The organism is Nonomuraea sp. NPDC001699, from assembly GCF_053596455.1.
The window spans coordinates 323,417-348,369 of the sequence record NZ_JBSFGF010000004.1 but is presented as its reverse complement, the minus strand read 5'-3'; the positions used below and the strand labels follow the sequence as shown (position 1 = coordinate 348,369).

27 protein-coding genes are annotated in these 24,953 nt (G+C 69.0%); 13 read left to right on the top strand and 14 right to left on the bottom strand.

The window, feature by feature from the left end; translation table 11 throughout:
• Nucleotides 1-48: 48 nt before the first annotated feature.
• From ACWCSU_RS15125 to ACWCSU_RS15110, 4 genes are read right to left on the bottom strand one after another with little or no spacing between them, the layout of a single operon-like run.
• Nucleotides 49-843 carry a GvpL/GvpF family gas vesicle protein gene (locus ACWCSU_RS15125; RefSeq protein WP_357706310.1) on the bottom strand — a complete coding sequence of 265 codons (795 nt, stop codon included), beginning with the start codon at nt 841-843 and terminating at the stop codon, nt 49-51.
• Nucleotide 844: 1 nt separating this feature from the next.
• Nucleotides 845-1,264, bottom strand: coding sequence for a gas vesicle protein GvpJ (gvpJ, locus tag ACWCSU_RS15120; RefSeq protein WP_449935481.1), 420 nt, complete (start codon nt 1,262-1,264; stop codon nt 845-847).
• Nucleotides 1,265-1,320: 56 nt separating this feature from the next.
• A complete protein-coding gene (locus ACWCSU_RS15115; protein ID WP_449935479.1) occupies nt 1,321-2,583 on the bottom strand; it encodes an SRPBCC family protein in 1,263 nt (420 codons plus the stop codon).
• 56 nt (nt 2,584-2,639) lie between these two features.
• Nucleotides 2,640-3,158 (bottom strand): hypothetical protein, encoded by a 519-nt coding sequence (locus tag ACWCSU_RS15110; protein WP_449935478.1) that lies wholly within the window; start codon nt 3,156-3,158, stop codon nt 2,640-2,642.
• Nucleotides 3,159-3,503: 345 nt separating this feature from the next.
• Between ACWCSU_RS15110 and ACWCSU_RS15105 the strand changes: the two genes are divergently transcribed.
• On the top strand, nt 3,504-4,901 hold the full coding sequence (locus ACWCSU_RS15105) for a glutamate decarboxylase (protein WP_449935476.1): 1,398 nt from the start codon (nt 3,504-3,506) through the stop codon (nt 4,899-4,901).
• Nucleotides 4,902-5,152: 251 nt separating this feature from the next.
• On the opposite strand, the gene ACWCSU_RS15100 is transcribed toward ACWCSU_RS15105, so the two are convergent.
• Both ACWCSU_RS15100 and ACWCSU_RS15095 read right to left on the bottom strand, forming a co-directional pair.
• Nucleotides 5,153-5,815, bottom strand: a complete 663-nt coding sequence (locus ACWCSU_RS15100) for a DUF4097 family beta strand repeat-containing protein (protein WP_449935784.1) — start codon at nt 5,813-5,815, stop codon at nt 5,153-5,155.
• Nucleotides 5,816-5,993: 178 nt separating this feature from the next.
• On the bottom strand, nt 5,994-6,812 hold the full coding sequence (locus ACWCSU_RS15095; protein WP_449935475.1) for a hypothetical protein: 819 nt from the start codon (nt 6,810-6,812) through the stop codon (nt 5,994-5,996).
• A gap of 122 nt (nt 6,813-6,934) precedes the next feature.
• Between ACWCSU_RS15095 and ACWCSU_RS15090 the strand changes: the two genes are divergently transcribed.
• Together ACWCSU_RS15090 and ACWCSU_RS15085 are read left to right on the top strand one after the other, a co-directional pair.
• The gene (locus tag ACWCSU_RS15090; protein WP_449935473.1) at nt 6,935-7,507 is read left to right on the top strand and encodes a hypothetical protein; all 573 of its coding nucleotides are present in this window, start codon (nt 6,935-6,937) and stop codon (nt 7,505-7,507) included.
• Nucleotides 7,508-8,249: 742 nt separating this feature from the next.
• A complete protein-coding gene (locus ACWCSU_RS15085) occupies nt 8,250-8,738 on the top strand; it encodes a GtrA family protein (protein WP_357706302.1) in 489 nt (162 codons plus the stop codon).
• A gap of 16 nt (nt 8,739-8,754) precedes the next feature.
• Here ACWCSU_RS15085 and ACWCSU_RS15080 read toward each other — a convergent pair whose 3' ends face one another.
• Nucleotides 8,755-10,917: a hypothetical protein gene (locus tag ACWCSU_RS15080; protein ID WP_449935471.1), complete on the bottom strand. Its 2,163-nt coding sequence runs from the start codon at nt 10,915-10,917 to the stop codon at nt 8,755-8,757.
• A gap of 224 nt (nt 10,918-11,141) precedes the next feature.
• Here ACWCSU_RS15080 and ACWCSU_RS15075 point away from each other — a divergent pair, with 224 nt between their 5' ends.
• The 4 genes from ACWCSU_RS15075 to ACWCSU_RS15060 all read left to right on the top strand — a co-directional run bounded on the left by ACWCSU_RS15075 (nt 11,142) and on the right by ACWCSU_RS15060 (nt 13,562).
• Nucleotides 11,142-11,867 carry a class I SAM-dependent methyltransferase gene (locus ACWCSU_RS15075; RefSeq protein WP_449935469.1) on the top strand — a complete coding sequence of 242 codons (726 nt, stop codon included), beginning with the start codon at nt 11,142-11,144 and terminating at the stop codon, nt 11,865-11,867.
• Between the two features lie 110 nt (nt 11,868-11,977).
• Nucleotides 11,978-12,541, top strand: coding sequence for a dihydrofolate reductase family protein (locus tag ACWCSU_RS15070; protein WP_449935467.1), 564 nt, complete (start codon nt 11,978-11,980; stop codon nt 12,539-12,541).
• 330 nt (nt 12,542-12,871) lie between these two features.
• A complete protein-coding gene (locus tag ACWCSU_RS15065) occupies nt 12,872-13,315 on the top strand; it encodes an N-acetyltransferase family protein (protein WP_449935783.1) in 444 nt (147 codons plus the stop codon).
• 115 nt (nt 13,316-13,430) lie between these two features.
• Nucleotides 13,431-13,562 (top strand): hypothetical protein, encoded by a 132-nt coding sequence (locus ACWCSU_RS15060; RefSeq protein WP_449935466.1) that lies wholly within the window; start codon nt 13,431-13,433, stop codon nt 13,560-13,562.
• Between the two features lie 362 nt (nt 13,563-13,924).
• On the opposite strand, the gene ACWCSU_RS15055 is transcribed toward ACWCSU_RS15060, so the two are convergent.
• Nucleotides 13,925-14,587 carry a TetR/AcrR family transcriptional regulator gene (locus ACWCSU_RS15055; protein ID WP_449935465.1) on the bottom strand — a complete coding sequence of 221 codons (663 nt, stop codon included), beginning with the start codon at nt 14,585-14,587 and terminating at the stop codon, nt 13,925-13,927.
• Nucleotides 14,588-14,690: 103 nt separating this feature from the next.
• Here ACWCSU_RS15055 and ACWCSU_RS15050 point away from each other — a divergent pair, with 103 nt between their 5' ends.
• The 5 genes from ACWCSU_RS15050 (at nt 14,691) to ACWCSU_RS15030 (ending at nt 19,372) form a co-directional block, all read left to right on the top strand.
• Entirely contained in the window at nt 14,691-15,278 is a 588-nt protein-coding gene (locus tag ACWCSU_RS15050; RefSeq protein ID WP_449935462.1) for an NADPH-dependent FMN reductase, read from the top strand.
• On the top strand, nt 15,275-16,396 hold the full coding sequence (locus ACWCSU_RS15045) for an erythromycin esterase family protein (RefSeq protein ID WP_449935461.1): 1,122 nt from the start codon (nt 15,275-15,277) through the stop codon (nt 16,394-16,396). The genes ACWCSU_RS15050 and ACWCSU_RS15045 overlap by 4 nt, the downstream gene beginning before the upstream one ends.
• A gap of 341 nt (nt 16,397-16,737) precedes the next feature.
• A complete protein-coding gene (locus tag ACWCSU_RS15040) occupies nt 16,738-17,307 on the top strand; it encodes an ArsR/SmtB family transcription factor (RefSeq protein ID WP_449935458.1) in 570 nt (189 codons plus the stop codon).
• 322 nt (nt 17,308-17,629) lie between these two features.
• A complete protein-coding gene (locus ACWCSU_RS15035; RefSeq protein WP_449935456.1) occupies nt 17,630-18,142 on the top strand; it encodes a DUF6461 domain-containing protein in 513 nt (170 codons plus the stop codon).
• Between the two features lie 693 nt (nt 18,143-18,835).
• Complete coding sequence (locus ACWCSU_RS15030; protein WP_449935453.1) at nt 18,836-19,372, top strand: SMI1/KNR4 family protein; 537 nt, start codon at nt 18,836-18,838, stop codon at nt 19,370-19,372.
• Between the two features lie 178 nt (nt 19,373-19,550).
• On the opposite strand, the gene ACWCSU_RS15025 is transcribed toward ACWCSU_RS15030, so the two are convergent.
• From ACWCSU_RS15025 to ACWCSU_RS15015, 3 genes are all read right to left on the bottom strand, one after another.
• Nucleotides 19,551-20,051, bottom strand: a complete 501-nt coding sequence (locus tag ACWCSU_RS15025) for a nucleoside deaminase (RefSeq protein ID WP_449935451.1) — start codon at nt 20,049-20,051, stop codon at nt 19,551-19,553.
• A gap of 128 nt (nt 20,052-20,179) precedes the next feature.
• A complete protein-coding gene (gene cynS / locus ACWCSU_RS15020) occupies nt 20,180-20,650 on the bottom strand; it encodes a cyanase (RefSeq protein WP_357706293.1) in 471 nt (156 codons plus the stop codon).
• Between the two features lie 70 nt (nt 20,651-20,720).
• Entirely contained in the window at nt 20,721-21,308 is a 588-nt protein-coding gene (locus ACWCSU_RS15015; protein WP_364099107.1) for a carbonic anhydrase, read from the bottom strand.
• Between the two features lie 110 nt (nt 21,309-21,418).
• Between ACWCSU_RS15015 and cynR the strand changes: the two genes are divergently transcribed.
• Entirely contained in the window at nt 21,419-22,348 is a 930-nt protein-coding gene (cynR, locus tag ACWCSU_RS15010; RefSeq protein ID WP_449935449.1) for a transcriptional regulator CynR, read from the top strand.
• 99 nt (nt 22,349-22,447) lie between these two features.
• Here cynR and ACWCSU_RS15005 read toward each other — a convergent pair whose 3' ends face one another.
• The 3 genes from ACWCSU_RS15005 to pcp all read right to left on the bottom strand — a co-directional run bounded on the left by ACWCSU_RS15005 (nt 22,448) and on the right by pcp (nt 24,593).
• On the bottom strand, nt 22,448-23,065 hold the full coding sequence (locus ACWCSU_RS15005) for a hypothetical protein (protein ID WP_449935447.1): 618 nt from the start codon (nt 23,063-23,065) through the stop codon (nt 22,448-22,450).
• A complete protein-coding gene (locus tag ACWCSU_RS15000) occupies nt 23,065-23,634 on the bottom strand; it encodes an RNA polymerase sigma factor (RefSeq protein WP_364099116.1) in 570 nt (189 codons plus the stop codon). Before ACWCSU_RS15000 ends, ACWCSU_RS15005 begins: the two co-directional genes overlap by 1 nt.
• 314 nt (nt 23,635-23,948) lie before the next feature.
• Complete coding sequence (gene pcp, locus ACWCSU_RS14995; RefSeq protein WP_449935445.1) at nt 23,949-24,593, bottom strand: pyroglutamyl-peptidase I; 645 nt, start codon at nt 24,591-24,593, stop codon at nt 23,949-23,951.
• Nucleotides 24,594-24,953 lie beyond the last annotated feature (360 nt).

The window sequence follows — 24,953 nt, the reverse complement described above, 5'->3', positions numbered from 1 at the left end:
ACTCCTCTCTGACGTCGCTGTCCGCGCCGAACCGTCAGCTTCGTGCCGTCAGCTCGTGCCGACGAAGTCGTACGGCGCCATCGGCCCCAGCAGGCGTACCTCGACCCGGCCCGACCAGCGGCGGGTCAGCTCGTCCACCGCCTGCTCGAACTCGGCCGTCTTGCCCCGCTCCACCAGCGCGGCCACGTGCGCGGCGTCTCGTTCGTGGGCGGGCTCGCGCACGACCAGTTGCTCGCAGACGTCGGAGAGCTCGTCCACGACGGCCGCCGTGTCCACCTCGCGTTTGTCCGCGATCGTGCCTTCGATGATCTCTCCCAGGCGCATGCGCTCGTTGCGCGTCGCGTCCTCGGGCAGGCCGGCGATCTGCTGCCGGAGGTCCGCGGCCTCGCCGTTCTCCCGCAGGATCTCGCGCAGGATCGCCTGCTCGTCGTACCGGCCGTTGACGACGTACTGCGTCCGGCCCTCCACCTCCTGCAGGGCGTCGGCGAACTGGTCGTGGTACGGCTTCAGCAGCTCCTCCACCACGGCGTCGGAGTCGGTCAGCACCGCCCCGAACCGGAACGGCAGCACCGGCACCTCCGCCGCGGTCTGGTCGAGCAGCCGCTGGTGCGCCTGGAGATCCTTCGGCCGGCCCAGCGGGCGGTCCACCTCGACGTCGCTCACCAGAGCGGCGATCTGGCCGAACGGCACCAGCCGCACCTCCCCGGCCGGCTGCCCGACCCCCTCGGTCCCGGGCTCCACCTCGACATCCGTCGGCACGATCCCGTACACGTAGGACGCGCTGCCGTTCACGCTCGCCGGCGAGGTCTCCTCGGCCTCGGCGGCCCTGTCACGTGGCGACATCTCAGCCATCCTCTCTACGACGTGCCCGGCGCGGTTCTTCCTCGCGTTCCACGACGTCACCCGCGATCTCCTGGATCTCGTCCGTCTCCTCGGACGGGGCTTCCAGCGCTCCGCCGGCAGGCTCGTTCGCCTGGCTGACGGCCCTCGCCTGTGTCACTCCCTCGACGACCTCCGGCAGTCCCTTCTCCGTGGCCGACAGGTCGAGCCGGTTGGCCGCCTCCGCGAAGCGCAGGTACGTGTCCACGCTGGCCACGACGATCCGGCTGTCGATCGTCAGCACCTCGATGCCGACGAGCGAGACGCGGACGAAGGCGTCGATGACGAGGCCCTTGTCGAGGATGGTGTCGATGACGTCCGCCAGGCTTGTCCCCGCGGTGCCGCTGCTGGCCGGCGTGCCGCGACCGGCAGGCTGAACGGTCATGTCGTTCCCCCTGTTACTGGCTGGCCGGGCCTTCGGCGACAGGCCCTGACGAGTGGCTACTCGGCTCGGATCCGACGCCGGCGTACCGGCCGGTCCTGCTCGGCGGCCCGGCGGGTGGGCGCTCCGGCCCGACGCCGCGCAACCGGAGCCGCGGGACGCTCCTCCTCGGGCTCCTCTTCCTCTTCCTCTTCCTCTTCGGGCTCCTCCTCCTCGTACTCCTCCTCTTCGGGTTCTTCTTCCTCTTCCTCTTCCTCCGGCTCGCCCTCGCTCAGCTCGTCCTCGTCCTCGAACTCTTCCTCTTCGGCCCTCTCGCCCTCCTCGGGCTCCTCGCCCTCCTCGGGCTCCTCTTCCTCGGCGCCCAGCCGGTCCTGTTCCTCCTGGACGGCGGTCTGGTGATCCTTGACGACCTCGCTGTCGTGGATCTCACCGCGCCAGCCCTCCAGCTCGTCGGGCTTCAGCAGCAGGTGCGCCATCACGTGCCGTCTGAAGTGCTTGAGCTCCAGCCGTACGCGTCGCCCCTGCGCGCGCCACAGGTTGCCGGTCCGCTCGAACAGGCCCTGCGGGTGGTACTCCAGGACGACCAGGACCCGGGTCAGGTCGGGAGTGACCTCGTGGAAGGTCACGGCTCCGTCGACATACCCCTTCTGTCCCTCTGACCGCCAGATGATCCGCTGATCCGGGATCTGCTCGACGATGTGCGCCTTCCAGCTCCTGTGCGACCAGAAGATCTGGGCCTTCCAGGAAAGCTCCTCGTCGCTGTCCTGCTTGACGGTCTCGACCTTCTTCATGAACGTCGGGAAGTCCTGGAACTGGGTCCACTGGTCGTACACCAGACGCCGTGGCGCGCCGACGTCGATCGACTCCACGATGTTGGTGATCTTCTCGTGGCCCGCCTTCCCGCCGCCACCGCCGGTGAGCTTCTGGAAGATGCCCTTCAGACCTCCCTTGAGGCCACCCTTCAGGCCGCCGGTCAGGCCGCCCTTCAGGGCTCCGCTGACGAACCCGCCCGGCTTGTCCGAGCCCGTGACCGCGCTCATCAGGCCCTTCCCGCCGTGTTCCACGTAGTCGGAGAGACGGCCGGTCAGGCCTTCGAGCTTGTCCCCCGCGGAGGACAGCACCCGCGAGCCCGCGGCCTGCAGCAGCCCCTGCGCGGACTGGACGAGCCGGTCCATCGGCAGGCTGTCGGCGATCCCGTGACCGGCCTCCCCTGCCTTCCCCGCGGCCTCACCGGCCTTTCCCACGGCTTCCCCGGCCTGGTCCTCGACCTTGCCCTTCGCGGCCTGGCCGGCGCGACGGGCCGTGCCGGTGGCTTTGCCCAAGGCTCTCCCGCCGGCTCCTGTCGCCTTCTTCGCTGCCTCTGCCTCAGTCACCGCACTCACCTCCGCGACTGGCTGACCCGCCGGACAGGACGCGTTCGCCGCTGTCCTCGATGACCCTCGGGTTGCTGCCCGGCCTGCTCCGGTTCCTCGGTCGCCTCTTCGTCCTCGTCCTCGTCGTAACGATCGCTTTCGTCGTAGTCCTCTTCGTCGTAGTCCGCTTCCTCGCCTCTGGGCGCCTGCCGCTTCGCGGGCTTGGCCTCGTCCTGCTCGGCGTGGGACTTCCCGCCGTGCTCCTGGAGCTTGTGGGTCAGGGAGTCGATCTGCCTGCTGGCCGCCGACACGGCCGCCGCCTTGCCGACCTCCATGAGCTCGCCCCGGAGGCGGCCGGTCATCCGCTGCAGCTCCGGATTGGAGCTGAGGGCCTTGACGCCCTGCGCCAGCAGGCCGCCCTCGCCACAGCTGGCACGTCCGGCCAGCCCCGCCGCCGCCAGTGCCGCCGCCATGCGCAACTTGTGGCGCCGTCCGAGGTAGTACCCGGCGAGTACGGCAAAGGCCACCTGCAACCTGTTCGACATGATCAGCACTCCTTCCCGCTCACTCACCACCTCGGCCCGCCCTGGGCCCGGTACGCGCGTACAGACCCCGGACGTGCCGGCGCCTGCTCGCCGCGGCATGACCTACCCGCAAATCCGACAAAGGACCACATTGGCGGAAAAAAGGGACGCGGAGTTGGCGCGGAGCCGCGAATCCGACCCACCCCATCAGCACCCGTTTAGCCCCAACTGGCCCCGACCGAGACCCCACACCTACCCGCAGCCATCGCAGGACTCCGGGCCTCGGTATGGAAGTCGTTGACGGACAGTAAAAACTTGCCTACTGTGAGTGCTCGACATCACTCAACTCATCGAGAGGTGAAGCTCATGCTCAGACGAGTCGAATCCGACCGGTGGCAGGAAGCGCTCGATGTCAATCCCCTCTACAACGGGCTGGTCCCCGAAGGGGGCGTCCCCCGCTTCAAGATGCCGACCAACCCGATGAACCCCAGCGCGGCCCAGGCGCTCATCCGCGACGAGCTCCTCCTCGACGGCAATGCCCGGCTCAACCTGGCCACGTTCTGCACCACCTGGATGGAGCCCCAGGCCCGCGAGCTCATCGCCGAGACCCTCGACCGCAACATCGTCGACCACGACCAGTACCCGCAGACGGCCGACATCGAGTCGCGCTGCGTCAACATGCTCGACCACCTGTGGAGCGACCCCAACGGCGCCAGCGTCGGCTGCTCCACCGGCGGCTCCAGCGAGGCGGCCATGCTCGGCGCGCTGGCGATGAAGTTCCAGTGGCGCGCGCGGCGCCGGGCGGCCGGGCTCCCCGTCGACAGGCCCAACCTGGTGATGGGCACGGCCGTCCACACCTGCTGGCCCAAGTTCTGCCAGTACTGGGACGTCGAGCCGCGCTGGATCCCGATCGAGGAGCCCGCCTACTCCCTGTCCCCCGCCCGGCTCAGGGAGTTCTGCGACGAGAACACCATCGGCGTCGTCGGTGTGCTCGGCTCCACGCAATGCGGCAAGTACGACCCGATCGAGCAGATGTCGGCCGAGCTCGACCGACTGGAGGCCGAGCGCGGCCTGAAGATCCCGCTGCACGTCGACGCCGCCGTGGGCGGCTTCATCACCCCGTTCCTGGAGCCCGACCGGGTGTGGGACTTCCGGCTCCCCCGGGTGCAGTCGATCAACACCTCGGGCCACAAGTTCGGCCTGGTCTACCCGGGCGTCGGCTGGATCGTCTGGCAGGAGCCGGACGCGCTGCCCGAAGACCTGGTGCTCTCCTGCGACCTGCTCGGCGGCAGCATAGACACCTTCACCCTCAACTTCTCCCGTTCCGGCGCCCCTGTCGTCGCCCAGTACTACAACTTCCTGCGGCTCGGCTTCGAGGGCTACCGGGCCGTCCAGCAGACCTGCCGTGACGTGGCGACCTACCTCGGCGAGGAGATCGCGAAGCTCCCCGAGCTCTCGCTCATCGCCGACGGCTCGGAACTACCGGTGCTCGCCGTACGGACGGCTCCCGGCTTCGACGGTTTCACCGTCTTCGACCTGGCCGACCGGCTGAAGATCCACGGCTGGCAGGCCCCGACGTACTACCTGCCGCCCAACCTGGAACACATCGCCGTCATCCGCTTCGTCATCCGCAACGGCTTCAGCCAGGACATCGCGGGCAAGCTGCTGGCCAACCTGCGTACCGAGGTCGAGTACCTGCGCAACAACCGGGTTCCGCGTCCCCGCACGGCCGCCGACGGCACCGGCGTACCGACCGGGCGATAGGAACGATCCACAGCCTGAGTCGAAGGCGGCCCCCACAGCTGGGGGCCGCCTTCGCCGTGTCCCGGGCGCAGCCGATGAAACGCAGAAGAGGCCCCGAAGGGCCTCTGGTCTGCCTTCAACTACAAGGTACGAACCGCGCAGGCTGGGCCGATCTCCCAGTCCTGCCGACAAGAGCGCCGGGTTCTCCGGATCGGGCGCGACTTCGTGACGACCTCCGCAACTTGGTCCGCCTCCCTTCTGGAGGCCGCAGGTCACAGGCTGCGGGCGGTGATGTCGCCGCTGGAGGTGGTGGCGTGGATGTCGAGCTCGACAGCGCCGTCGTTCTTGAGGGCGTTGGTGATGCGGCCGTGGTCGGTGCCGGCGTCCAGGGCCGCCGAGACCCCGGTGGCGGCGGCGATCGAGATGTCACCGGACTGGGTGCGGAGCACGACCTTGCCGCCCGCGGCCTCGGCGATGCGGATGTCACCCCGTGCGGTGCTGATCTCCGCGGCGCCGCCCAGCCGGCCGATCTCGACGTCGCCGTCGACCGCGGTGAGGCGGAGGCTTGCGGCCTCTTCGATCTTGATCTGGCTGTACGCGCCGTCGAAGGTGACGTCGCCGAGGCGGCCGGCGGTCCGCAGTTCGGCGCTGGCCGCCTTGGCCTCGACGTGGGAGCCGGCGGGCAGCTTGACCGTCACCTCGATGGCCCCGGACGGGCCGAGGTACTGGTTCTTCACCGGGGTCACGACGCGCAGCACGCCGTCGGCGTAGTCGATCGTGGTCTGCTCCGCGGCCTGCGCGTCGCGGCTCTTCGAGGCGTTCGAGGGCACGACCTCGACCGTGGTCTCGGCCTGGTCGGCGGCGACGCAGTGCACGCGTCCCGCGGGGATGTCGAGGATGGCGCGGATGGCGGCGGGGGTGGCGAACGTCTGCATGATGGTCTCCTGCGACTCATGGTTCTCGGGTAGGTGGCCCAGTCCGCGGCCCGGAGGCCGCATCGCTGAACCGTTCATGCATTCAGCATGTCCGTCCGCTCTGATACGGGGCTGTCGCCGCCCTGACACCACGACTGACATGGGGACGCCCTGGTCGCCGCGTGGGCGGGGCAACTTGTCAGTGGTCTTGGCCGCTGCTCCACACAGTCGATCCGGCCTCGGCCGGTTGGTCGCGCGGGGCGGCAAGGTCGTGGGCGGAGCGGGCCAGCCAAATCATGATCAGGACGCTGGAGACCACGCCGAGAGCCTCGACGGCGCTTCCCTCTTCCGCGAACGGCAACGCCGCCAGCATCAGGAGGATCGGCACCACCAGGGCGGCGACACCGTACTTGACGGTCGCCGTCCGCCAGCGGTCGTCGTCCCATTGGGCCCGCAGGATCAGAATCGTCCAGGCCAGGACGGCCAGGCCGCAGACCAGTTCCATACTTTCCGGGACAGGCAGGCCGACGAGGCCGAGCACATCCATGAGGGTCAATCCGCCGTACCCCAGCACCCCCGCGCCCCGCATGTACTGCCGGCCGGGGCCCAGCACCCGCATGAACAGCAGCACCAGCACGTACATCGCCGCAGAGTCGATCACCGCGACATCCACCGGGAGCCACGCGGTGACGTGGAGCAGCCACGTCGTGGCCGTCGCGACGTAGAGCGCCACGCGCAGCCGCAGGATGTCGCGGTCCTGCCGGGGCGGCGGGCCCGCGAGCGGCCCGCGCAGGACCTCCCAGATCCCCCATGTCCAGGACAGCCCGGCCACGATCAGGAGGAGCAGGTTCCCCCCTGTCACCGTGACGTCGTCGGTCACGGCCGAGAACACCGTCAGCCCCCACAACGGGCCGAGGTCGCCGGAGATCAGGGTGACGACGGCGGCTGCCGTCAGCGCGGCACCGTACAGACCGGCGACGAGCAGGGCGGGCAGGGCTGAGCGGTGACGACGTAACACGAGGGGCTTCCTTGGGGGCGGAAGGACGGGGGTGAACGCCTCACCCTACAAGCGATCATGGAGAGTGGCGTCAGGCCGGGACACACTGAACTTTCTTCACGTCCGTCACCTCTAACCCGGATGTGAACAAGCTCCAGAAGTTGGTCGCCCTGTCCGCGCTGCCGATCGTCGCGGCGCTCATGCCGCTCCCGGCCCAGGCGACGGCTCGGCCGTCCTGTCCCGTCCCGTCCAAGGCCGAAGTGAAGCGGTCAGCCGACACCAGGCTCGACAAGCCGCCGCGAGGGGCCGCCGCCATCAAGGGGGTCCGTGTCGGCCATGTCCCGAAGGGGTTCACGTCCGGGCAGGTCCTCGTCAACAAGCACGACGGCATCACCGAGTACGGCTACCAGTGGACCGACGACCGCGACGACGTGGACCGCCGGCATCGGTCGCTGTGGATCAGGGTGGTGTGCTGGCCGAAGGCCAAGTCGCCGGCACAGCTCAAGAACGGCCCGTTCGACCTCGGGACGTTCTCCGGAGACACCAGCACCGTGAAGATCGGCGACCGTCAGGTCCTCACCCAGGAGGGCGACGGCGCACTGGGCCACGGGCGGTACGCGGGCTGGGTCGAGCGCAAGGGGGTCGTGATCACCGTCATGGCCAGTCAACCTCTCGTACCCGAGCTTACGAAGATCATCAGGAGCATCCGACTCTGAGCCCGCACGGGCACCGGCCTTCCACGACGCCTACGGATCCCCCGGCGGAACATCGCGTCAGCAGAACAGCGGCTTGCCGGCGTACTTGGGGACCTCCGGCATCGAGTCGACGACCTTCCGCCGTCATCACCGCCATGCTGGAACGCGGGGTCTCTTTACCTGTCCGCCCTGGGGTTGTCCGAGCCAGCTCCGATAACCGAGGAACCGGTACGTTCCCGGCTCGAAGATGAGCTCCCCGCGTTCCCAGATCGTCGGCCTGAGGAAGCCGGGTGGATCCGCCCATGCGGCACTGTCCCGCGCGTTCGTACTCCACCGTTCCGGGAGACTGGAGGTGCATCGGGTCCCGTCCGTCGGTGACGTGTGTCTGCCCGTACGTGCGTCTCCTCCCGTACCGCGATGAGGGCCGCGTTCCGCAGCAGCTCGGCGGCGCCGGCCGGGGCCGCCCCGAACGGAGCGGAGTCGTGATCGCCCCGGACCACCACGAGTCCCGCGGTCACCGCCGCGTTTCCGCGCCGGGTGGCGCCGCATGGAGGGGAGCTGTCATGCATGTCGGCCTTTCAGGTGGTTACGTCGAACACACCTGGTTCGGCGAACCCCCGATCCTTGTTCACGGTTTCTCGCGATCTCCACGGCCGTCCGAAAAGTATGGATTTACCAAGGTGATCGACTGATGAGAAGATCGGGGGTGCGCAGAACAGCTAGAGCAGTACTCGCGAGGTTGCCGAAACCGCTGCACGCACTCGTGCTGAAGCACCGTGAGCTGCTGAAGTTCGTGGTCGTGGGCGGAGCCGCGTTCCTGGTGGACAACGCGACGTTCTACGGGCTGAAGCTGACCGTCCTGGAACCGAAGCCGGTGACCGCCAAGATCATCGCGGTGCTCGTGGCGACGATCGCGTCCTACGTGCTGAACCGCGAATGGTCGTTCCGGACCAGGGGCGGCCGCGAACGCCGTCACGAGGCGGCGCTGTTCTTCCTGGTCAGCGGCATCGGTCTGGTGCTCAGCACCGCACCGCTCTGGATCTCCCGGTACGTGTTCCATCTGGAGACCCCGGACGTGAGCGTGCTCACCCAGGAGGTGGCCGACTTCATGAGCGCGCAGATCATCGGCACGCTGGTCGCCATGGTCTTCCGCTTCTGGGCGTTCCGGAAGTGGGTCTTCCCCGATGAGAAGGCCGGGTCCGGCAGGATGCGACTGCTTTCCGTTCCCGATTCCACGGACGAGGCGGCCTGACCGCGCCCCTCATGGCTCACGGGGAGGGAAGGTTGAGCGGGTTGGTCACGACCAGGTCGAAGGAGTAGGAGTCGTCGATCCAGGCGATCACCGGCCGGCCGCGGCCGTCCAGGGCCATGGCGAGGCCCGGGCCGGGAGTGTGTTCGCTCTTGGCCACGGGGGTGTGCGTGCAACGGGTGCCCCTGCAGGTGGCGACGACGATCTGGTCGCGGTCGAGGTCCTGGTAGGCCACCACGGTCCGGCCGGTCTCGTCCACCGCCAGCGCCGGGGGCAGGTGGTCGTCCCCCGGGGTGGACAGGACGACGGTGTCGGCCTGCGAGCACGAGGGGTTGCGGCAGTCGAGCAGCCTGACCGATCCGTCGGCCGAGTCCCGGTAGGCGATCAGCGGGCGGCCGTCCTCCCTGAGCACCATGGTCGCGCCGGTGGGGCCGTCGTTCTTGCCCGAAGCCCACGTGAAGCCGCCCTGGACCGGATGTTCGACGTGCACGGGGTCGCAGGTGTCGTCCTCGCAGGTGATCACGGCCAGGGAGCCGGTGTAGTCGTCGAAGCGGAGGACGACGGGACGGTTGAGCGGGCCCGCGGCGACGGCCAGGCCCTGATCCTGGTAGCGCGACGTGCGGGTGGGCAGCTTGGCCAGGTCCTTCGTCCGCGGCTTCGTGCAGGCGGGGTCCTCGCAGGTGGTGACGGAGAGGATCTCGCCGTCCCCATTCCGGCGTACCTGGGCGATCATCAGGCCGCCGTAGTGGCTCGGCGCCAGGGCCACCAGCCTGTTCTCGTCCTTCACCTCGCCCAGGGACCGGCCGCCGGCCGCGGGCAGGCAGCCTTTGGCGTCGCACATCAGCAGTCCGAGCCTGGCCCGCCAGGTCTCGTCCTTGCCCTGTGGGGTCCAGGTGGTCAGCACGATCCGGCCGTCGGGCAGCCGGGTGCCGGCCGACCGGGGATCCTCGTCGGCCTGGGCGGGCTCGGCCCACGCGTACCGGTAGTGGGCGCAGGCGCTGTCGGCGCAGGTCAGCAGCTTCGCCTGGTCGAACCCGTCCATGAGCATGACCATGCTCGACCCCTGGCCGGCGAACACGGCCCGCAGATCCCGCGTGCCGAGCGTCGGGGCGGGGCGCCCGTCCTCCCGTATCGGCGGCTCACGACGTGTCCAGGACGCCGTGACGACCGTCTGGTCCACCTCCAGCCAGCCGAACGGGTTGACCAGCATCGTGCCCCCGTACAGCAGGCCGGGCAGCAGCAACGCCGCGAGCACCGGCACCGGCCTGGCCGGGGACGGCCCGCTCTCGGGCAGGCGCTCGACGAGCCCGTCGAACTCGGCGGCCGTGCCGCGCAGCGCCAGCCGCCGCAGGTACAGGCGGGCGATCACCGTCGCCTGGAACGCGGGGAAGGCCAGCCCCAGGACCGAGGTCGCGACGCCGCCGACGAGGGGATGTCCCGAGGCCGCCCACTCCACCGCCTGCCGCGCCGCGACCGGAAGAGCCAGCACGCCGAGGGCCAGCGTGAACGAGCTGGACCAGAAGCCGCTCTGGGCCGGTCCCGCCGCGCACGCCAGCCGGTACCCGCGGGCGATCGCGCTTCCCGGCGACCGGCCCTCCAGCACCACGGCCGCCATGCCCAGCAGGCACGGCATCGCGATCAGCAGGAGAAGGCCCATCACGAAGAACACCCCCGGCAACGGCCCGTGCCACAGCAGCACGCCGATCCCCGCCGCCGCGATCACCGCGCACACCAGCACGGCCAGCAGCGCCAGCGCCAGCATCGCGGGCAACCTCCGCGCCGCGGCACGCATCGCGTCCGGCACCCGGACGCGCCTGCCGGTCAGCAGCCCGGTGGCGAGCACCACCGTGGCGGGCAGGACCACGGCCTGGGCGGCCAGCACGAGCGCGGTCGCCGCCGCCGTCCACGCCAGCAGCGGCCCGACCGGCGGGTCGAACAGCTCGAACGAGCCGTTGACCAGCGCCGCCGACCCGTCCACGATGGGCGCCAGCCCCAGCAGGGCCAGCAGGCCGAGCGGCACGAACACCAGCGCGGCCGGTGTCGCCAGCCGGATCAGGTGCCGGGCCGTGGCGGCGTAGGCGAACCAGACCACCCAGCCTCGCCGCATGCCCTCGCGCGGGTCCTCCGCGCGGTCGGTGCCGCTGGGGACGTCTGCGCGGGGTGGCGCCTCAAGCTCGGCCATGGGAGCTCCTGAGGGGGGAAGGGTTCCCACGAGCCTAGGTTTCACCCGCCGCCCGGACCGGGCCGCAGACTCCATCGGCATCGGATCGAACCCACGGCGGGACACGTTCCGTACTCCAAGAACGCGACGCCCCCTGGACGGAGGCGTCTCGCGGACGTGACACGTGCGTTCCCGCCTCGATACTCGGTGGCCGTTCGGCCCTGGCCCCGCATACGTTCGGCCGCATGGCTGACGAATGTTTCGGGCATCCACGCCTCGCCGTGCTCTACGACCCGCTCGACCCCGACCGCGGCGATCTCGACGCCTACCTCCGGATGGCGGAGGAGTTCGGGGCTCGCCGGGTGCTGGACATCGGCTGCGGCACAGGCGTGTTCGCACTTCTTCTGGCCGGCCGCGGGATCGAGGTCGTCGGCGTCGATCCCGCTCGGGCCTCCATCGACGTCGCCCAGGCCAAACCGGGCAGCGAGCGAGTGCGCTGGATCTGCGGTGACGCGACGGACCTCCCGCCGCTGCAGGTCGACCTGGCGACGATGACGGCGAACGTCGCCCAGGCCATCGCCGATCCGCCGACCTGGCAGAGGACGCTGCGGGGAGCCCGCGAAGCACTGCGGCCCGGAGGGCGGCTGGTCTTCGAGACCCGCGATCCGGCCAGACGCGCCTGGGAGGAGTGGACCCGCGAGTCCTCCCAGGACGTGACGGAGATCCCGGGCGTCGGCTCCGTCGAGAGCTGGGTCGAGCTGATCGAGGTGAGCCTGCCCCTGGTGACGTTCCGCTGGACCTACGTCTTCGCCGCGGACGGGCAGGTGCTCACGTCGGACTCGACGTTGCGTTTCCGGGAGCGGGAAGAGGTCGAGAGGGATCTGGTCGCCCACGGCTATGTGGTGGAGGACGTTCGCGATGCGCCTGACCGGCCAGGAAGGGAGTTCGTCTTCCTGGCAAGGCGTTCGTGATCGCCCAGCGATGACTTCCGGGTGGCGTCGGTGTCCAACCGCATGGACGACGGGCCGCGACGCCCACACGCACGTCCCTCCATCAGGCAGAGACCCCCGGAGATCCGATCATGCGGAAGCTGACAGCGACAGTCTTCAACTACTCCCTCGACGGCCTTCTCGCCGACGAAGGCACCGAGTTCTCGACGTTCTGCTTCGACCTGCCCGAAAACCGTCAGCCCGACGAGCCCGCGCACCTCGACTTCCTCCGGAGCGCCCACGCGCACATCATGGGCCGAACCGCCTACGAGAGCATCGCCCCGGCCATGACGACCTCCACCGACCACCCGTTCGCCGACATCCTGAACCCCGCGCGCAAGGTCGTCTTCTCCCGGACCCTGAAGACGGCCGACTGGGCCAACACCACCATCGCCGCCGGCGACACGACAGAAGAGATCGACAAGCTCAGGCTGGGCGGCGACGGCCACGTCATCGTCTGGGGCGGCGTCAGCCTCTGGCGGTCGCTCATGCGGCTCGACCTGATCGACGAACTCCGGCTGAGCATGTTCCCCTACGTCGCGGGCGAGGGCACCCGGCTGTTCGACGGCGTCCCCAAGTCCTACCGGCTCGACCTGGTCTCCAGCACCGCCTCCGGCAACGGGATCGTCTATCTGCAGTACCGGCGACACCGCTGACCTGCGACAGGCTTTGGGGCGGGGTTCAGCTGGTGAGCAGGAGGCTGTCGACGAGGCCGGTGGCCGAGGAGATGGGGGCGGTGCCGAGCAGGCAGCCAGGCAGGCTGCCGTAGTAGCTGATACCGCCGGTGACGGTGGTGGTCTGCGCGGTCGTGGTGGCGGGAGGTGAGAAGGTACGGGCGAAGTTGCCGACGCATTCGACGTCGATGCTCGCCGCGTACGCCTGGGGTGAGAGCGTGCAGGCGGCCAGGGCTGCTCGAACGCCGATGACGCTGCCTCGATGGACCGCCGCTCGACCGTGCTCAGGTGCCTGGCATGCTCTGTGGCGTGATGATTCGTACTGCGACGCGCCGGGATCTGCCTGCGATCATTGCCCTCCTGGCTGATGAGGACACTGTGATCGATCCCCGGACCGTTGAAGTCGACGAGGCGTACGAGCGGGCCTTCAAGGCCGTCGACACCGATCAGCGAAACGAAATGCTCGTTCTCGACGAGGGAGGCGGCACGGTCCTTGGCTGCCTCCAACTGACGTACATCCCTGGCCTGGGACGACACGGACAGGAGCGGGCGCTGATCGAGGCAGTCCGAGTGCGTGCCGATCGACGTGGGGCGGGACTCGGACGCGAACTGCTCACCTGGGCGATCGAACGTGCACGCGCCCGCGGATGCACCCTGGTGCAGTTGACCAGCAACAAGCAGCGCACCGAGGCCCATCGCTTCTACGACTCCCTCGGCTTCGTCCGCAGCCACGACGGGTTCAAGCTGTCGTTCTAGCCAGAGCGCGAGCCCGCGCCGGCCCCTTGTCCCGTTCGACCTGTCGATTCCCGCCGAAGTCTTCGGCGACAGAGAGCACTACTCCTTCGAGGTCTGCGCGCAGTCACCCGGTCCGGTGCCATCGACCTCCGGCTTCGACGTGTACGCCGCCCAAGGGCTGGACGCCCTCGCCGCCGCGGACACCGTCATCGTGCCGGGCTACGCCCCGCTCGACGACCCGGCACCCTTCGGTCGACGTGGATCCTGACCTGCTGTACGTCGATCACGGAAGAGTCGCGACCAGCGCCGGATTCGCGGCGGGCATCGACCTCTGCCTCCACCTCGTACGCGCCGACCACGGCGCCGAGACCGCAGTCCGGGTCGCGCGGCGTCTGGTCGTGGCGCCGCACCGCGAGGGAGGCCAGGCGCAGTTCCTGCAGCGTCCCCTGCCGACGGGCGGGGACGGGATGGCCGCCGTGTGCGCCTGGGCCCTGGACCGGCTGGACCAACCCCTCCCCGTCGCGGACCTCGCCCGCCGCCACCACGCCCGCCGCCTATCGCCGCGCCCTTCGCGGCCGGTAGGCAGCGGACACGACACGATCGGCGTGAAGGGGCCGCTGGTCCACGCGGTCAGCTGTCAGCGGCATCGCGCCCGCCCGCTGCGGTCCGTTCCGCATAGCCGTACAGAAAGGTCGATACCCCCGCGGTGACCATCTTCCGGAGCGCGTCCTCGTTGTGGAGGTCCGCCCGGTCGGTGAGGTTGTCGGCGGAGATGAGCAGCATCAGGTGCCCGGCCGCGCGAGCGGGGTCGTCGATCGCGAGGTCGCCGCGCTCGGCCATCCGGCGTAGGCGTTCGGCCAGTTCGTGCCGGGTACGGCCGGGGCCGGTCTCCTGCCAGAGCTTGAGCGCGGCCGGGGGGATGTGCTCGACCTCGGCGTTGACCTGGCGGATCAGCGCGAAGTGCGGGGCCAGGTCGGAGGTCAGCACGCCGAGCCAGGCCAGTCCGAAGTCGATCAGATCGCTTTCGAGATCGATCACCTTGGTCAGGTGGCGGTCGATGATGTCGACCATGGTGTCGGCGACCCGCTGCGTGCTCTCCTGCATCACCGCCTGGAACAACTCGGCCTTGTCGGTGAAGTGGTTGTAGATGGTGCGGTTGGACACCCCCGCCTCGACGGCGATCGCGTCCAGCCCGGCGCGCGTATAGCCGTCGCGGGCGAACAGGGCCAGCGCTCCGGCAATGATCGCCCGGCGCTTGTCCGGCTGGCCGACCGGCTTCTTTCTCTCGGTCACGCTCCCTGACTCTAGTCGATTACACCGCTACTTGCATTCACTACACCGCTCGACGTAATGTTTGCATCGATCGGTGCAACACCTTTCCACTGAGGAGACGTCAATGACCAAGATCGGCATCATTGTCGGCAGCACGCGCCCCGGCCACCGTGGCCGCGCCGTCGCCGAGTGGGTGGCCGAAGTCGCCGCGCGGGAGCAGCCGACGGCCGACTTCGAGATCGTCGACCTCGCCGACTTCGGCCTGCCGCTGCTGGATGAGACGCACCCGCCGGCGTCCGGCCTGTACGGCAAGGCGCACACCGTTCGCTGGGCGGAGGCGATCGCCGGCTATGACGGGTTCGTGTTCGTCACGCCGGAGTACAACCACTCCATCCCAGGCGCGCTGAAGAACGCCCTGGACTTCGTCTACGCCGAGTGGAACGACAAGGCGGCCGGTTTCGTCGGCTACGGCCTGAACGGCGCGACCCGAGCGGTCGAGCACCTCCGGCTGATCCTCGCCGAGCTGAAGGTCGCCACCGTTCGCAGCCAGGTGGCATTGTCCCTGCACCACGACTTCACCTTCTCCGCGCCCGCCGAGCCGGGCGACCTCACGCCCGGCGCACACCAGAACTCCGCCCTCATCGCCCTGCTGAACGACGTCGTCGCCTGGTCGCGGGCGCTCGAACCGATCCGTGAAGGAGTTCCGGCATGACCCTCTTGATGACAGAGACCGTCCTCGACGACCTGGCCGACGCGATCGGCGCCGGCGCGACCGTCGCCGGGCTCGGCGAGTCCACCAGATTCGCTCACGAGACCTTCGAGGTGCGAGACCGGCTCTTCCGCCGCCTCGTCCACAGGCACGGCTTCCGTACGCTGGCCGTACAGGACAACGCCTCCGTCGGGGCGGCCCTCGACGCGTACGTCACCGGAGGCGCGGGCACGGCGCGATCCGCCCTGGCCGGCGCCTGGCGGCCCTGGCGCACCGCCGAGATGGCCGCGGCGCTGGAGTGGATGCGCGCCTTCAACCAGGACCACCCTGACGACCCGGTCCGGATCTTCGGCATCAAACCCGCCCAAGCGCAGCCCGCCGACTACGACGCCGTCATGGAGCACGTTCGCCGGGCCGCCCCGCACCGGCTGGACGAACTGGCCGTCCACCTGGAGCCCATCCGCACCGCCCATGAGACGGACGAGCACGTGCAGCGGGCCAGAGGCCTGCACCCGGGCCGTCCCTTCGCCGAACATGCCCGCGACGCGCTCGCGATCGTCGAGCAACTGCCCGGCGACTCCGTCCTGGAGCGGATGCGCCTCATCGCGGACTTCCACCGGCACAGCGTCGCCGGACGCGACAACTATGCCGGCGACGCCCGGACCTGGGCCGACACGATCGTCTCCCACCAGCACCGGAGCGGCCACCGCGTGGCCTACTGGGACGGCATCGCCCACACGTCGGCGGCTCCGGCGAGCCTGGGCCTGGCGCCTCAACACGGCCCCCAGCCCACGGTCGGCAGCGTGCTACGCGACCACTACGGCACCCGCTACGTCTCTGCGGCGATCGGCTTCCACCACGGCGACCTCGGCGCCGTGACCGTCCCTGAACCGGCCCCCGACTGGCTCGACGCCCGCCTCGGCGCCGTCGACCAGCCCGCCCACTGGCTCGACCTGCGTGACGGCGGATGGGACGGGCCGATGAAAGCCCGCGTCATCAGCGGCGTCTACGACCCTTCCAGGGACGCGGCCGAACACCTCGCTGTCGCCTCCCTGCCCGATGCGTTCGACGTGCTCGTCCACCTGCGTGAAGTGTCGCCGGTGCGCTGGTTGACGGCGTAGAGGTGCGGCGAGGATGCCCGTGGTGCTTCATCCGCAGCACAACTTCGGACATGAGGTGTCCCCGTGCATGTGCTCGAGTTCCGCGTCGAAAGGCCGGTCGCCCCAGCGTCTATCCGCACATGGAGATCCTGGTCGACGGCCCCAATCTCATCGAACTCGCGCGCGTCGTCGAACTACCCGGGGTTCCGTAACGGTCACCGTCCCCACTGGGATTTCAGGGCGCTGAGTCCTTTTGTCTTCGACAGGCAGCAGTACGAGACGGCTCTCCGCAGAACCGGCGTGTTTTCAAGATCCAGTAGATGCCTTGAGCAATTTCACCTGCCGGTCATACCGTCGTGCTCATGCGACATATCGATGACCCGGACGTCCTCAAGGTCCTGACCAGCCGCTTTCGGATGAAGCTCTTCGGCCGCCTCTGCCGGATCGGCCCGATCACGGTGAGCGAGCTGGCCAGACGGATGGAGGCCGACCCCGGCCAGGTCAGCTATCACCTGCGGCAAATGCAGAAACACGGCTTGATCGAGGACGTGCCGGAGCTGGCCCGGGACAGCCGGGAACGCTGGGTGCGGGCATCCATGGGCGGGTGGGCATTGGTGAGAGACTTCGAAGCCCCGGAAACACGAGCCGCGGCGCAGGCGTGGACTTCACAATGGGTGATCGACCAGTTCGAGCGGCTGCGCGATTTCGAGCGTACTCACATGACGCTTCCCGAGGACTGGCGCAACGCGGCCTTCGGCGGCAGCCACCACCTGAGGCTCACCAAGGACGAGCTCGCGCAGCTCGCCGACCAGCTCTATGCCGTGTTGCAGCCGTGGCGTGCGCTGGCCAAATCGCGCGTCGAATCGAGCGAGGCGCCGCCGGACACTCGGCCGATTTTCATTTTCTACCACGCATTCCCCGAAGAACCCTGAGGAGCCTTCCGTGTATGCCATGCATGAGGAGTGGGGCCGCGCCTGCCTCGCCGAGCAGCGAGCAGAGGCCGCGCGGTTACGCATGATTCCGCCGCGTTCGCGCCGGCCTGTTCTTCTGCGCCTTCGCGGCCGGTTCGCAATCACCCTCCGCCGCCTCGCCAACCGCCTCGAACCTGCCTGATGGTCCCTACGGGTATTTGTCGGCGGAGATCTCCAGGGCACCTGGCAGGGGGCCCGGTTCCACCACTCGAAGTAGAGCCAACTTTTCGTCGGACTCACATGCCATTCTCTTCGTGATCTGTCCCACGAGAAGAGGATCCCCGTGAGCGGCTACGACTGGCTTGAGGACGACGCTTTCTGTGCAACCTTCGTCCGCGGCCTCACCCCGCGCGAGGCGCTGGCCCGCCTCGGCATTGACGTGTTCGACGGGGATGACGAGGAAGGCGATTTCGAAGAAGGGCTGATCTGCGCGCGGTCGGCCGAGGGCGGGACCATTCTGAGCGAGTGGAACGGCTTCACCGGCACGCTGCCCGAGGTGCTGCGGCTCTTGTCGGCCGGGACGGTCACCGCGAGTGTCTTCGTCAACGTGAACCGGGACGCGTCCTTCGACCATTACGCCGACGGTCGCGTCATCCTGACCTTCGATCCGCTGTTCGGCGGCAACGAGGACGACCTCCCGGACGACTACCTGGCCGACCGGATCGAACTCGGGCTGACCGGCGACAATGCGGAGGGCGGGCTCGCCGCTGCGCTGCTGCTGGCCGAGCGCATCACCCAGGTGCGGCCGAACGCGTCAAGTGACGTGGTGGCCGCCCATGGCGTTTTCGAGTACTGAGACACCATGCAATATGCGTGCGATGAGCAAGGCCGATCAAGTGGCCCTCGTGCGTCTATCCGCAGGTAAGACGCATGGTCCCGACCTGAAATCACGCGCTGTGAAACCGGGTCCAGTTGCAGGGCGAATTACTCCTGGGAAGGCAGCGCCCAGATGCAGCCACCAGCCTGAAGTGACCGATGCCCTGGCACCAGAAGGGTGCGTTGTCCACGGCGCTCGCTCCCCGTACTCACGGCCGGCTCCAGCTGAGCACCAGTGATCAGGAGCCTGAAACCATCCCGACGCCGAAGTTCGAGCTTCTCCCCGGGACGCCAGTCCCCCGAACGCCAGTGACCGGTGATTCTTACGCCCGAGCCCAGCCCTGCCTCCATGGTCATCGTCCGGAAGTGAAACGGCCCCCCTTCCCCGCGCGAGGCGACACGGTACCGTTCCCCACACCCACCACACACTCGCTCAGCAGCTTGAACTACTGGGTCAACTTCGTGTTGGGGCACGCTTCTTACTGTAGGTCGCTCACTCGCGCAGAATGTGTACCGCCAAGTGGGCCGGAGTGCTCCTGTCGACCAGCCGCGACAAGACGCGACAGCGTTCGGCTCGTCACCTGGCATTTCTCGCGCGACGCGCTCTCTGCCCTCCTGATCACCCCGGAGCCGGAGCCATGATTTGTCTGTCGTTGCCGTTACAGTCGGCGCCGTGGCATACGACCCTGAACCGCTTGAGCAACTCGCTGCCCTTGTTCCCCCGCCATCGTCACCGCTCTTCGGCACTCGTGCCTGGGATGAGCTTTTCGCGGATATCGGGATGCGCCTTCCAGACGACTACGTCGCCTTCATCGAACGTTACGGGAGCTGCGACTTCGCTCGCTGGCTGGCCATCTACGACCAGCGCCTTCTTACTGCAGAGCAGTGTGCTCAAATACCGGAAGGGATGGACTACTACCGGGATCTCCGAGAGGACTCTCCCGAAGATTTCACGCTCGCCATGTGGCCTGAACCCGGCGGGTTCTTCCAGTGGGGTAGCACCATTGACGGTGATGCGATGGGTTGGCTGACGGTAGGCGAACCCGAAGAGTGGCCGATGGTCGTCGTTCCTCACGATTCCGACCAAGAGCCGCCCATCGCAGAGACCATGACCGAGTGGCTGGTGGGGTGGGCGTCTGGCACCCGGTACGACGCCAGTAGGTTTGCGAGAGGCGTCAAGGGCCATCCGCTGATCTGCGAGAGGTGGTAATAGGACTGGCGCATCAGCCCTGTGCCGAGGCCTTGAAAAACCCCCGAGACCAGTTCGGCAACCGGCTGTACGACATCCCCCGACATCGACCTGGGCACGTTCCACTCCGGTGGGTCGACGCTGTTCCTGACCGGCGGCCGTCAAGGGTGGAACGAGGCTCCCTTTCCCCCGCCTGGGCTCATGCGGTGGTGGGTGCGCCCGCGACGTGGCGGTCGCCGCCGTTGCGCTCCTGCCAGAACCGGTACACGTCGACGGCGTCCTCGCGTGCCTCGTAGCGCATCGGCAGCCGGCGTTCCTGCCAGGGCTTGGCGAACTCGTCGTAGAAGGTGCTCAGCTCGAAGTACTTGCGGTCGTCCACGTAGTGGGGCTCGTAGGCGTCGCGGGTGGTGAGGAAGACGACCTCGTCCGGGGAGCAGTAGTACAGCGAGCCCAGGCACATCGGGCAGGGGTGGGCCAGCACGTAGATGGTGGTGCCGGTCAGGTGCTCGGTGCCGAGCTTGGTGCAGGCCTCGCGGATGGCGAGGATCTCGGCGTGGGCGGTGGGGTCGCCGGTCTGTGCGACCTTGTTGGGGCTCTCGGCCAGGATCTCGCCGTCCCTGACGATGACGGTCGCGAACGGACGGCCGCCGTCGGCGACGTTCTGGCGGGCGATGTCGATGGTGCGCTGGGCGAAGTCCACGGAAATCCTCCAGAGGTTTGCTGGGTGGGCAGTCGGCGCGGCCGGGTTCGTCGAACGGGGCGGGGCGGGCCGGCAGGTCGTCTGCGGCCCGCCCCGTTGCCGCCCGTCTGTGACGCCGTGTCAGGTCGTCAGAAGGGCTTGGTCGGCAGGTACTTGCCGTCCAGGGTGATGACGGCGCGCTCGCCGCCCTCGGGGTCGGCGACCTTCTTCACGTCGAGCCTGAAGTTGATCGCGGAGATGATGCCATCGCCGAACTGCTCGTGGACCAGGGCCTTGAGGGTCGTGCCGTAGACCTGGAGCATCTCGTAGAAGCGGTACATGGTCGGGTCGGTCGGGATCCGGTTCGGCATCGAGCCGCGGACCGGGATGGTCTGCAGCAGCATCACCGCGTCCTCGTCCAGGCCCAGCAGCTCGGCGACGGCCCTGGCGGAAGTCTCCGGCAGCGGGTGCTGGCCGAGGACGGCCGCGGTGGTGAAGGCCACCGACAGGCCGGAGGCGTCGGCGATCTGCTGCCAGGTGAGGTTCCTGCGGGTCTTGGCGTCCACAGCGGCGGCGGCCAGGGCCTCGCGAGCGGTGGCGTTGAACTGTGCGTGCACCATGATCGGTACGTCCTTCTCTGTTCGATGGATACGGGGGTTCCGGCGAGCTGTCGCGGGCGAAACCGCGGCGTCAGGCCGCCCGCGCGGGGCCGGCGGCGGTCAGGTCCTCGACACGGCCGGTGGGGATGTCGTAGACCCAGCCGTGCAGGGCGACCTTCCCCTCCGCCAGGGCGCGGGCCACCGACGGGTGGGTGGCCAGGTTCGCCAGCTGGGCGAGCACGTTCTGCCGGACCAGGGCGGGAACGTCGCCGGCGGTGGCGGTGCGGGCCCGGGAGGCGTCCGCGTGCCGCAGCCAGGCGGCGACCGTCGGGGCGCCGCTGAGGTCGTGCCCCTCGGCGAGCGCGGTCATCGCGCCGCACGCGGAGTGGCCGCAGACGACGATGTCCTGCACCCCCAGGGCGGCGACGGCGTACTCGATGCTCGCCGCGACCCCGTCGGCTTCGAGGCCGTAGGCGGGCACCAGGTTGCCGGCGGTGCGGATGACGAACAGGTCACCCGGTTCGGTACCCGTGATCAGCTCGGGGACGACGCGGGCGTCGGAGCAGCTGATGAACAGCGTGTGCGGTGTGTGGTGCGTGGCCAGATGGGCGAAGAGCTCCGCCTTGGCCGGGAAGACGTCCCGCTGGAAACGGGCGACGCCTTCGGTGAGGTCCTGCATGGTGTGGTCACTCCCTTCGCGGGCTGGTGAATCCATCATGCATGACCTGGTCTTATAGAGTCCAAGAGTTGTTCGACATGGAATCTATTGCTCTCATCTATATTTGTTCCATGGCCGTCCTCGAACTGCGTCACCTGCGCTATCTGCTCGCCGTGGCCGAACACGGCAACTTCACCCGCGCCGCCGAGGAGCTGCACATCTCGCAGCCCACGCTCTCCCAGCAGATCAGGCAGTTGGAGCGGACCCTGGGCGTGCAACTGCTGGACCGCACCGGCCGCACGGTACGCCTCACCGACGCCGGCGTCGTCTACACCGACCACGCCCGGCGCGCACTACGCGACCTGGCCGCCGCCGAACGCGCCGTCCACGACGTCCAGGACCTCTCCCGCGGTGACCTGCGCCTGGGCGTCACCCCCACCTTCACCGCCTACCTGATCGGCCCGCTCACCGCCGAGCTCCACACCCGCCACCCCGGCATCCGCCTCACCCTGGCGGAGATGGCCCAGGACCGCATCGAAGCGGCCCTGCTCGCCGACGACCTCGACCTCGGCATCGCCTTCGCCGGCCCCCACCTGCCCGGCGTCACCGCCACCGCGCTGTTCACCGAGACCCTCAGCCTCGTCACCGGCATCCCCCGCGCCCGGCCGCTGCCCGCCCCCCTACCGGTCCGCGCCCTCAAGGACGAGCGACTCGCCCTGCTCAGCGGCGACTTCGCCACCCGGGGCCACATCGACGCCTACTTCGCCCGCCACCGGACCGCCCCCCACATCGCGGTCGAGGCCAACTCCGTCCAGGCCCTCATCGAGATCGTCCAGCGCACCCCGCTGGCCACCGTCCTGCCCGACGCCATCACCCACGACCATCCTCACCTCACCCCCGTCCCCCTCGACCCGCCCCTGCCCACCCGTACCGTCACCCTTCTGCACCGCGAGGGCGCCTACCGCAGCGCCGCCACCCACGCCTTCACCGAGCTCACCCGCGACCTCGTCCGCACCCGCGGCTACACCCCCGCCGGCGAGGCCGGCGTCGGTGCTGGTTGACGGCTTGAACGAAGGGCGCCGGAGAGGTCGCCGCCAAGCCCGAAATGCCGGGAACTTCCGTACCGGGCGACGCGGTTGCCGCCGATCAGCAGGAGTGCCTCACTGAGCGCCCGTGACGGGCGTGCACGGCTTCACGGATGTGCCCGCCTCGGCCAGCCAGGCGCCGAGCCGCCAGGGCATCTGCGGGTTCCTGTTGTCGCGGAACTCCACCACGAGCGTCTCGCCCGGCTTGATGTACTGCGGGAAGATCCGGATCGTCCGAACGGACGTCACCCGGGTGGCCTTGAACGACCGCGACTCTTCCACGAGTGAACGCAGCTCGCTCGCGTTCGAGGCGGGTTCCCCGCCGTAGGCCCGGTCCACGCCGGCGAACCGCGGGCCCGCGCACCGCGTGGCCGGGGCCAGGAAGGTCACGTCGGCCTTGATGCCCACCGCGGCCAGCTTGGCCTCCAGCCCGGCCGGATCGCTCAGCTCGTTGACGGTGACCTCGACCGTGCCGTCCGGGCTTCTGGTCACCGCGTGGGCGGCGGGCTCGGTTCCGATGATCAGCGGTACGACGGTGAGCCCCGCCGCGAGCCCGGCCGCGACCAGCAGCCGGGGGCCGGTGACGACGCGTCGCCGGGGCCGCATCCCGTGGAGCAGCCGCTGCCGCGCTCCGGCCAGTTCGTCCGGGGTGGCGGGGGGGATGGTCTCCCACATGGCCTTGAGTGCGTCCATCAGCGTTCTCCTTGCTTGCTCAGGGCTTGACGGATCCGGAGACGGGCTCGGTTGAGTCGCGAGGCGACGGTTCCCGGCGGGATGGCCAGCGCGTCGGCCACCTCCTGGTAGCTCAGTTCGGCCCATGCGACGAGCAGCAGCACGTCGCGATCGGCCGGTGCGAGCTCCAGCAGGGCCAGCGCAAGCGGGCGGTTGACGGCCAGGGTGTTGACCTCGTCCTCGACCTGCGAGCCGGACAGCTCCGCCGGATGCACGCCGCTGCGAACGTAGGCGCGATAGAGGCTCGTCTCGGTACGCCGCCGCCGGCCGATCAAGTTGGAGGCGATGCCGTACAGCCACGGTCGGGCATCGGCGCGACTTCGGTCGTAGCCGCCGCGGTGCTGGAAGGCGGCCAGAAAGGTGTCGGCCACGACGTCCTCCGCCTCGCTGGGCCCCAGGCGCCTGGTCACGTAACGGTGCAGGAGCGGCGCATGCCGGTCGAACAACGTGGCGAAGATCTCGGGTTCGTTCAGCGATCTCTCGATGAGGAGCGCGTCGTCGACCTCAACTACTTCGCGAGGGATTGTCATGCATACCGACCTTTCCTGGCGTATGCGGTCACCTGTACTTACCGCGCCAGGCCGAAATCCTTCACGAGCCGCCCATCATGGGCGCCGGGGCCGGAGGAACGCCCGGAGAGCGCCACTGGAGGCACTGGCGGCGTGATGCTCAACCACACCCACAGAGCTCCGGACACCGGGACCACGCGAGGCAGGCATCACACCGGACCAGGCTGAGGCGCATTCAGCGGCCGGCGCGAACAGTCAGGCCCAGCCGCAGGGCCGCTCGAACGTCGGGTTGGCCCGCAGGTAGACGGTCGAGATCGGCGACGGTCGGCAGTGGATCAGTGGAGAGAGCCGCCGGTCTCCTTGAGATCTGCGGTCGTGGTGACCGCCACGGACACGATCGCCGTCAGCGCTTCGGCGATCGACTGGACGGACATCGACGGCTGGTCCCCGCTCGGGACCTGTTCGGGAAGGTAGGGCACGTGCACGAAGCCGCCGCGCACCCCCGGCCGGCCGGACTCGATGAGATGCATCAGCCCGTAGAAGACGTGGTTGCAGAGGAACGTCCCCGCCGTGTGCGAGACGGACGCCGGCAGCCCGACCTCGCGGACGGCGGCCACGCACGCCTTCACCGGGAGGGTGGAGAAGTACGCGGCCGGGCCGTCCACGACGACGGGCTCGTCGATGGGCTGGGCGCCCTTGTTGTCGGGGATGCGAGCGTCATCAAGGTTGATGGCGACGCGCTCGACCGTGATACCCGGCCTCCCGCCCGCCTGCCCGACACAGACGACGACCTCAGCACCGGACTCCTCGACGGCCGCGCGCAGCCGTGCGATGGCGTCCTGGAAGACCACCGGCAGCATCACAGTCGTCAGCGACGCCCCTTCCGGTGGCGTGGTCGCGGCCAGTCGCACCGCCTGCCACGACGGATTGACGCCAGAACCGTCGAACGGCTCGAACCCGGTGAGCAGCACGTGGGTCATGGGTCTCCTCTCGTACGCCGGCGCCGATCAGCGGTGCAGGGGTCTGCGGAGACTATCGGCATCCTCGGCCCGCTCCCCTCCCCGGCCCTTGGCGAGGCCGGGGAGGGTCGGGGTGGTACTCAGAAGGCGATCAGGCTCTGCCGCCTTTGATCGTTGGGGAACATACAGAGAACGATCACCCGTGGTCAGCCATGGAGTGCCGGGCATGAAACGAGAGGCCCGTCACCGCGTTTCCACTGGTGACGGCCCTCTTCCCGTTGGTGCGTCAGGTGCAAGGTCGAGCTTGCGTAGGCTGAGCCGACGGTTTTCACAGGGGATCGTGGATCTCGCCTCAACTGGCCGCTTGGCCTGCGTCTCTGG

Coding starts and splice junctions, on each gene's coding strand:
- cynS (WP_357706293.1), bottom strand. CDS start 20,650: ATGGTGCACGCACAGTTCAACGCCACCGCTCGCGAGGCCCTGGCCGCC.
- ACWCSU_RS15000 (WP_364099116.1), bottom strand. CDS start 23,634: ATGACAATCCCTCGCGAAGTAGTTGAGGTCGACGACGCGCTCCTCATC.
- cynR (WP_449935449.1), top strand. CDS start 21,419: ATGGCCGTCCTCGAACTGCGTCACCTGCGCTATCTGCTCGCCGTGGCC.
- ACWCSU_RS15015 (WP_364099107.1), bottom strand. CDS start 21,308: ATGCAGGACCTCACCGAAGGCGTCGCCCGTTTCCAGCGGGACGTCTTC.
- gvpJ (WP_449935481.1), bottom strand. CDS start 1,264: ATGACCGTTCAGCCTGCCGGTCGCGGCACGCCGGCCAGCAGCGGCACC.
- ACWCSU_RS15125 (WP_357706310.1), bottom strand. CDS start 843: ATGTCGCCACGTGACAGGGCCGCCGAGGCCGAGGAGACCTCGCCGGCG.
- ACWCSU_RS15050 (WP_449935462.1), top strand. CDS start 14,691: ATGACCAAGATCGGCATCATTGTCGGCAGCACGCGCCCCGGCCACCGT.
- ACWCSU_RS15005 (WP_449935447.1), bottom strand. CDS start 23,065: ATGGACGCACTCAAGGCCATGTGGGAGACCATCCCCCCCGCCACCCCG.
- ACWCSU_RS15080 (WP_449935471.1), bottom strand. CDS start 10,917: ATGGCCGAGCTTGAGGCGCCACCCCGCGCAGACGTCCCCAGCGGCACC.
- ACWCSU_RS15100 (WP_449935784.1), bottom strand. CDS start 5,815: ATGCAGACGTTCGCCACCCCCGCCGCCATCCGCGCCATCCTCGACATC.
- ACWCSU_RS15075 (WP_449935469.1), top strand. CDS start 11,142: ATGGCTGACGAATGTTTCGGGCATCCACGCCTCGCCGTGCTCTACGAC.
- pcp (WP_449935445.1), bottom strand. CDS start 24,593: ATGACCCACGTGCTGCTCACCGGGTTCGAGCCGTTCGACGGTTCTGGC.
- ACWCSU_RS15105 (WP_449935476.1), top strand. CDS start 3,504: ATGCTCAGACGAGTCGAATCCGACCGGTGGCAGGAAGCGCTCGATGTC.
- ACWCSU_RS15040 (WP_449935458.1), top strand. CDS start 16,738: ATGCGACATATCGATGACCCGGACGTCCTCAAGGTCCTGACCAGCCGC.
- ACWCSU_RS15070 (WP_449935467.1), top strand. CDS start 11,978: ATGCGGAAGCTGACAGCGACAGTCTTCAACTACTCCCTCGACGGCCTT.
- ACWCSU_RS15045 (WP_449935461.1), top strand. CDS start 15,275: ATGACCCTCTTGATGACAGAGACCGTCCTCGACGACCTGGCCGACGCG.
- ACWCSU_RS15110 (WP_449935478.1), bottom strand. CDS start 3,158: ATGTCGAACAGGTTGCAGGTGGCCTTTGCCGTACTCGCCGGGTACTAC.
- ACWCSU_RS15065 (WP_449935783.1), top strand. CDS start 12,872: ATGATTCGTACTGCGACGCGCCGGGATCTGCCTGCGATCATTGCCCTC.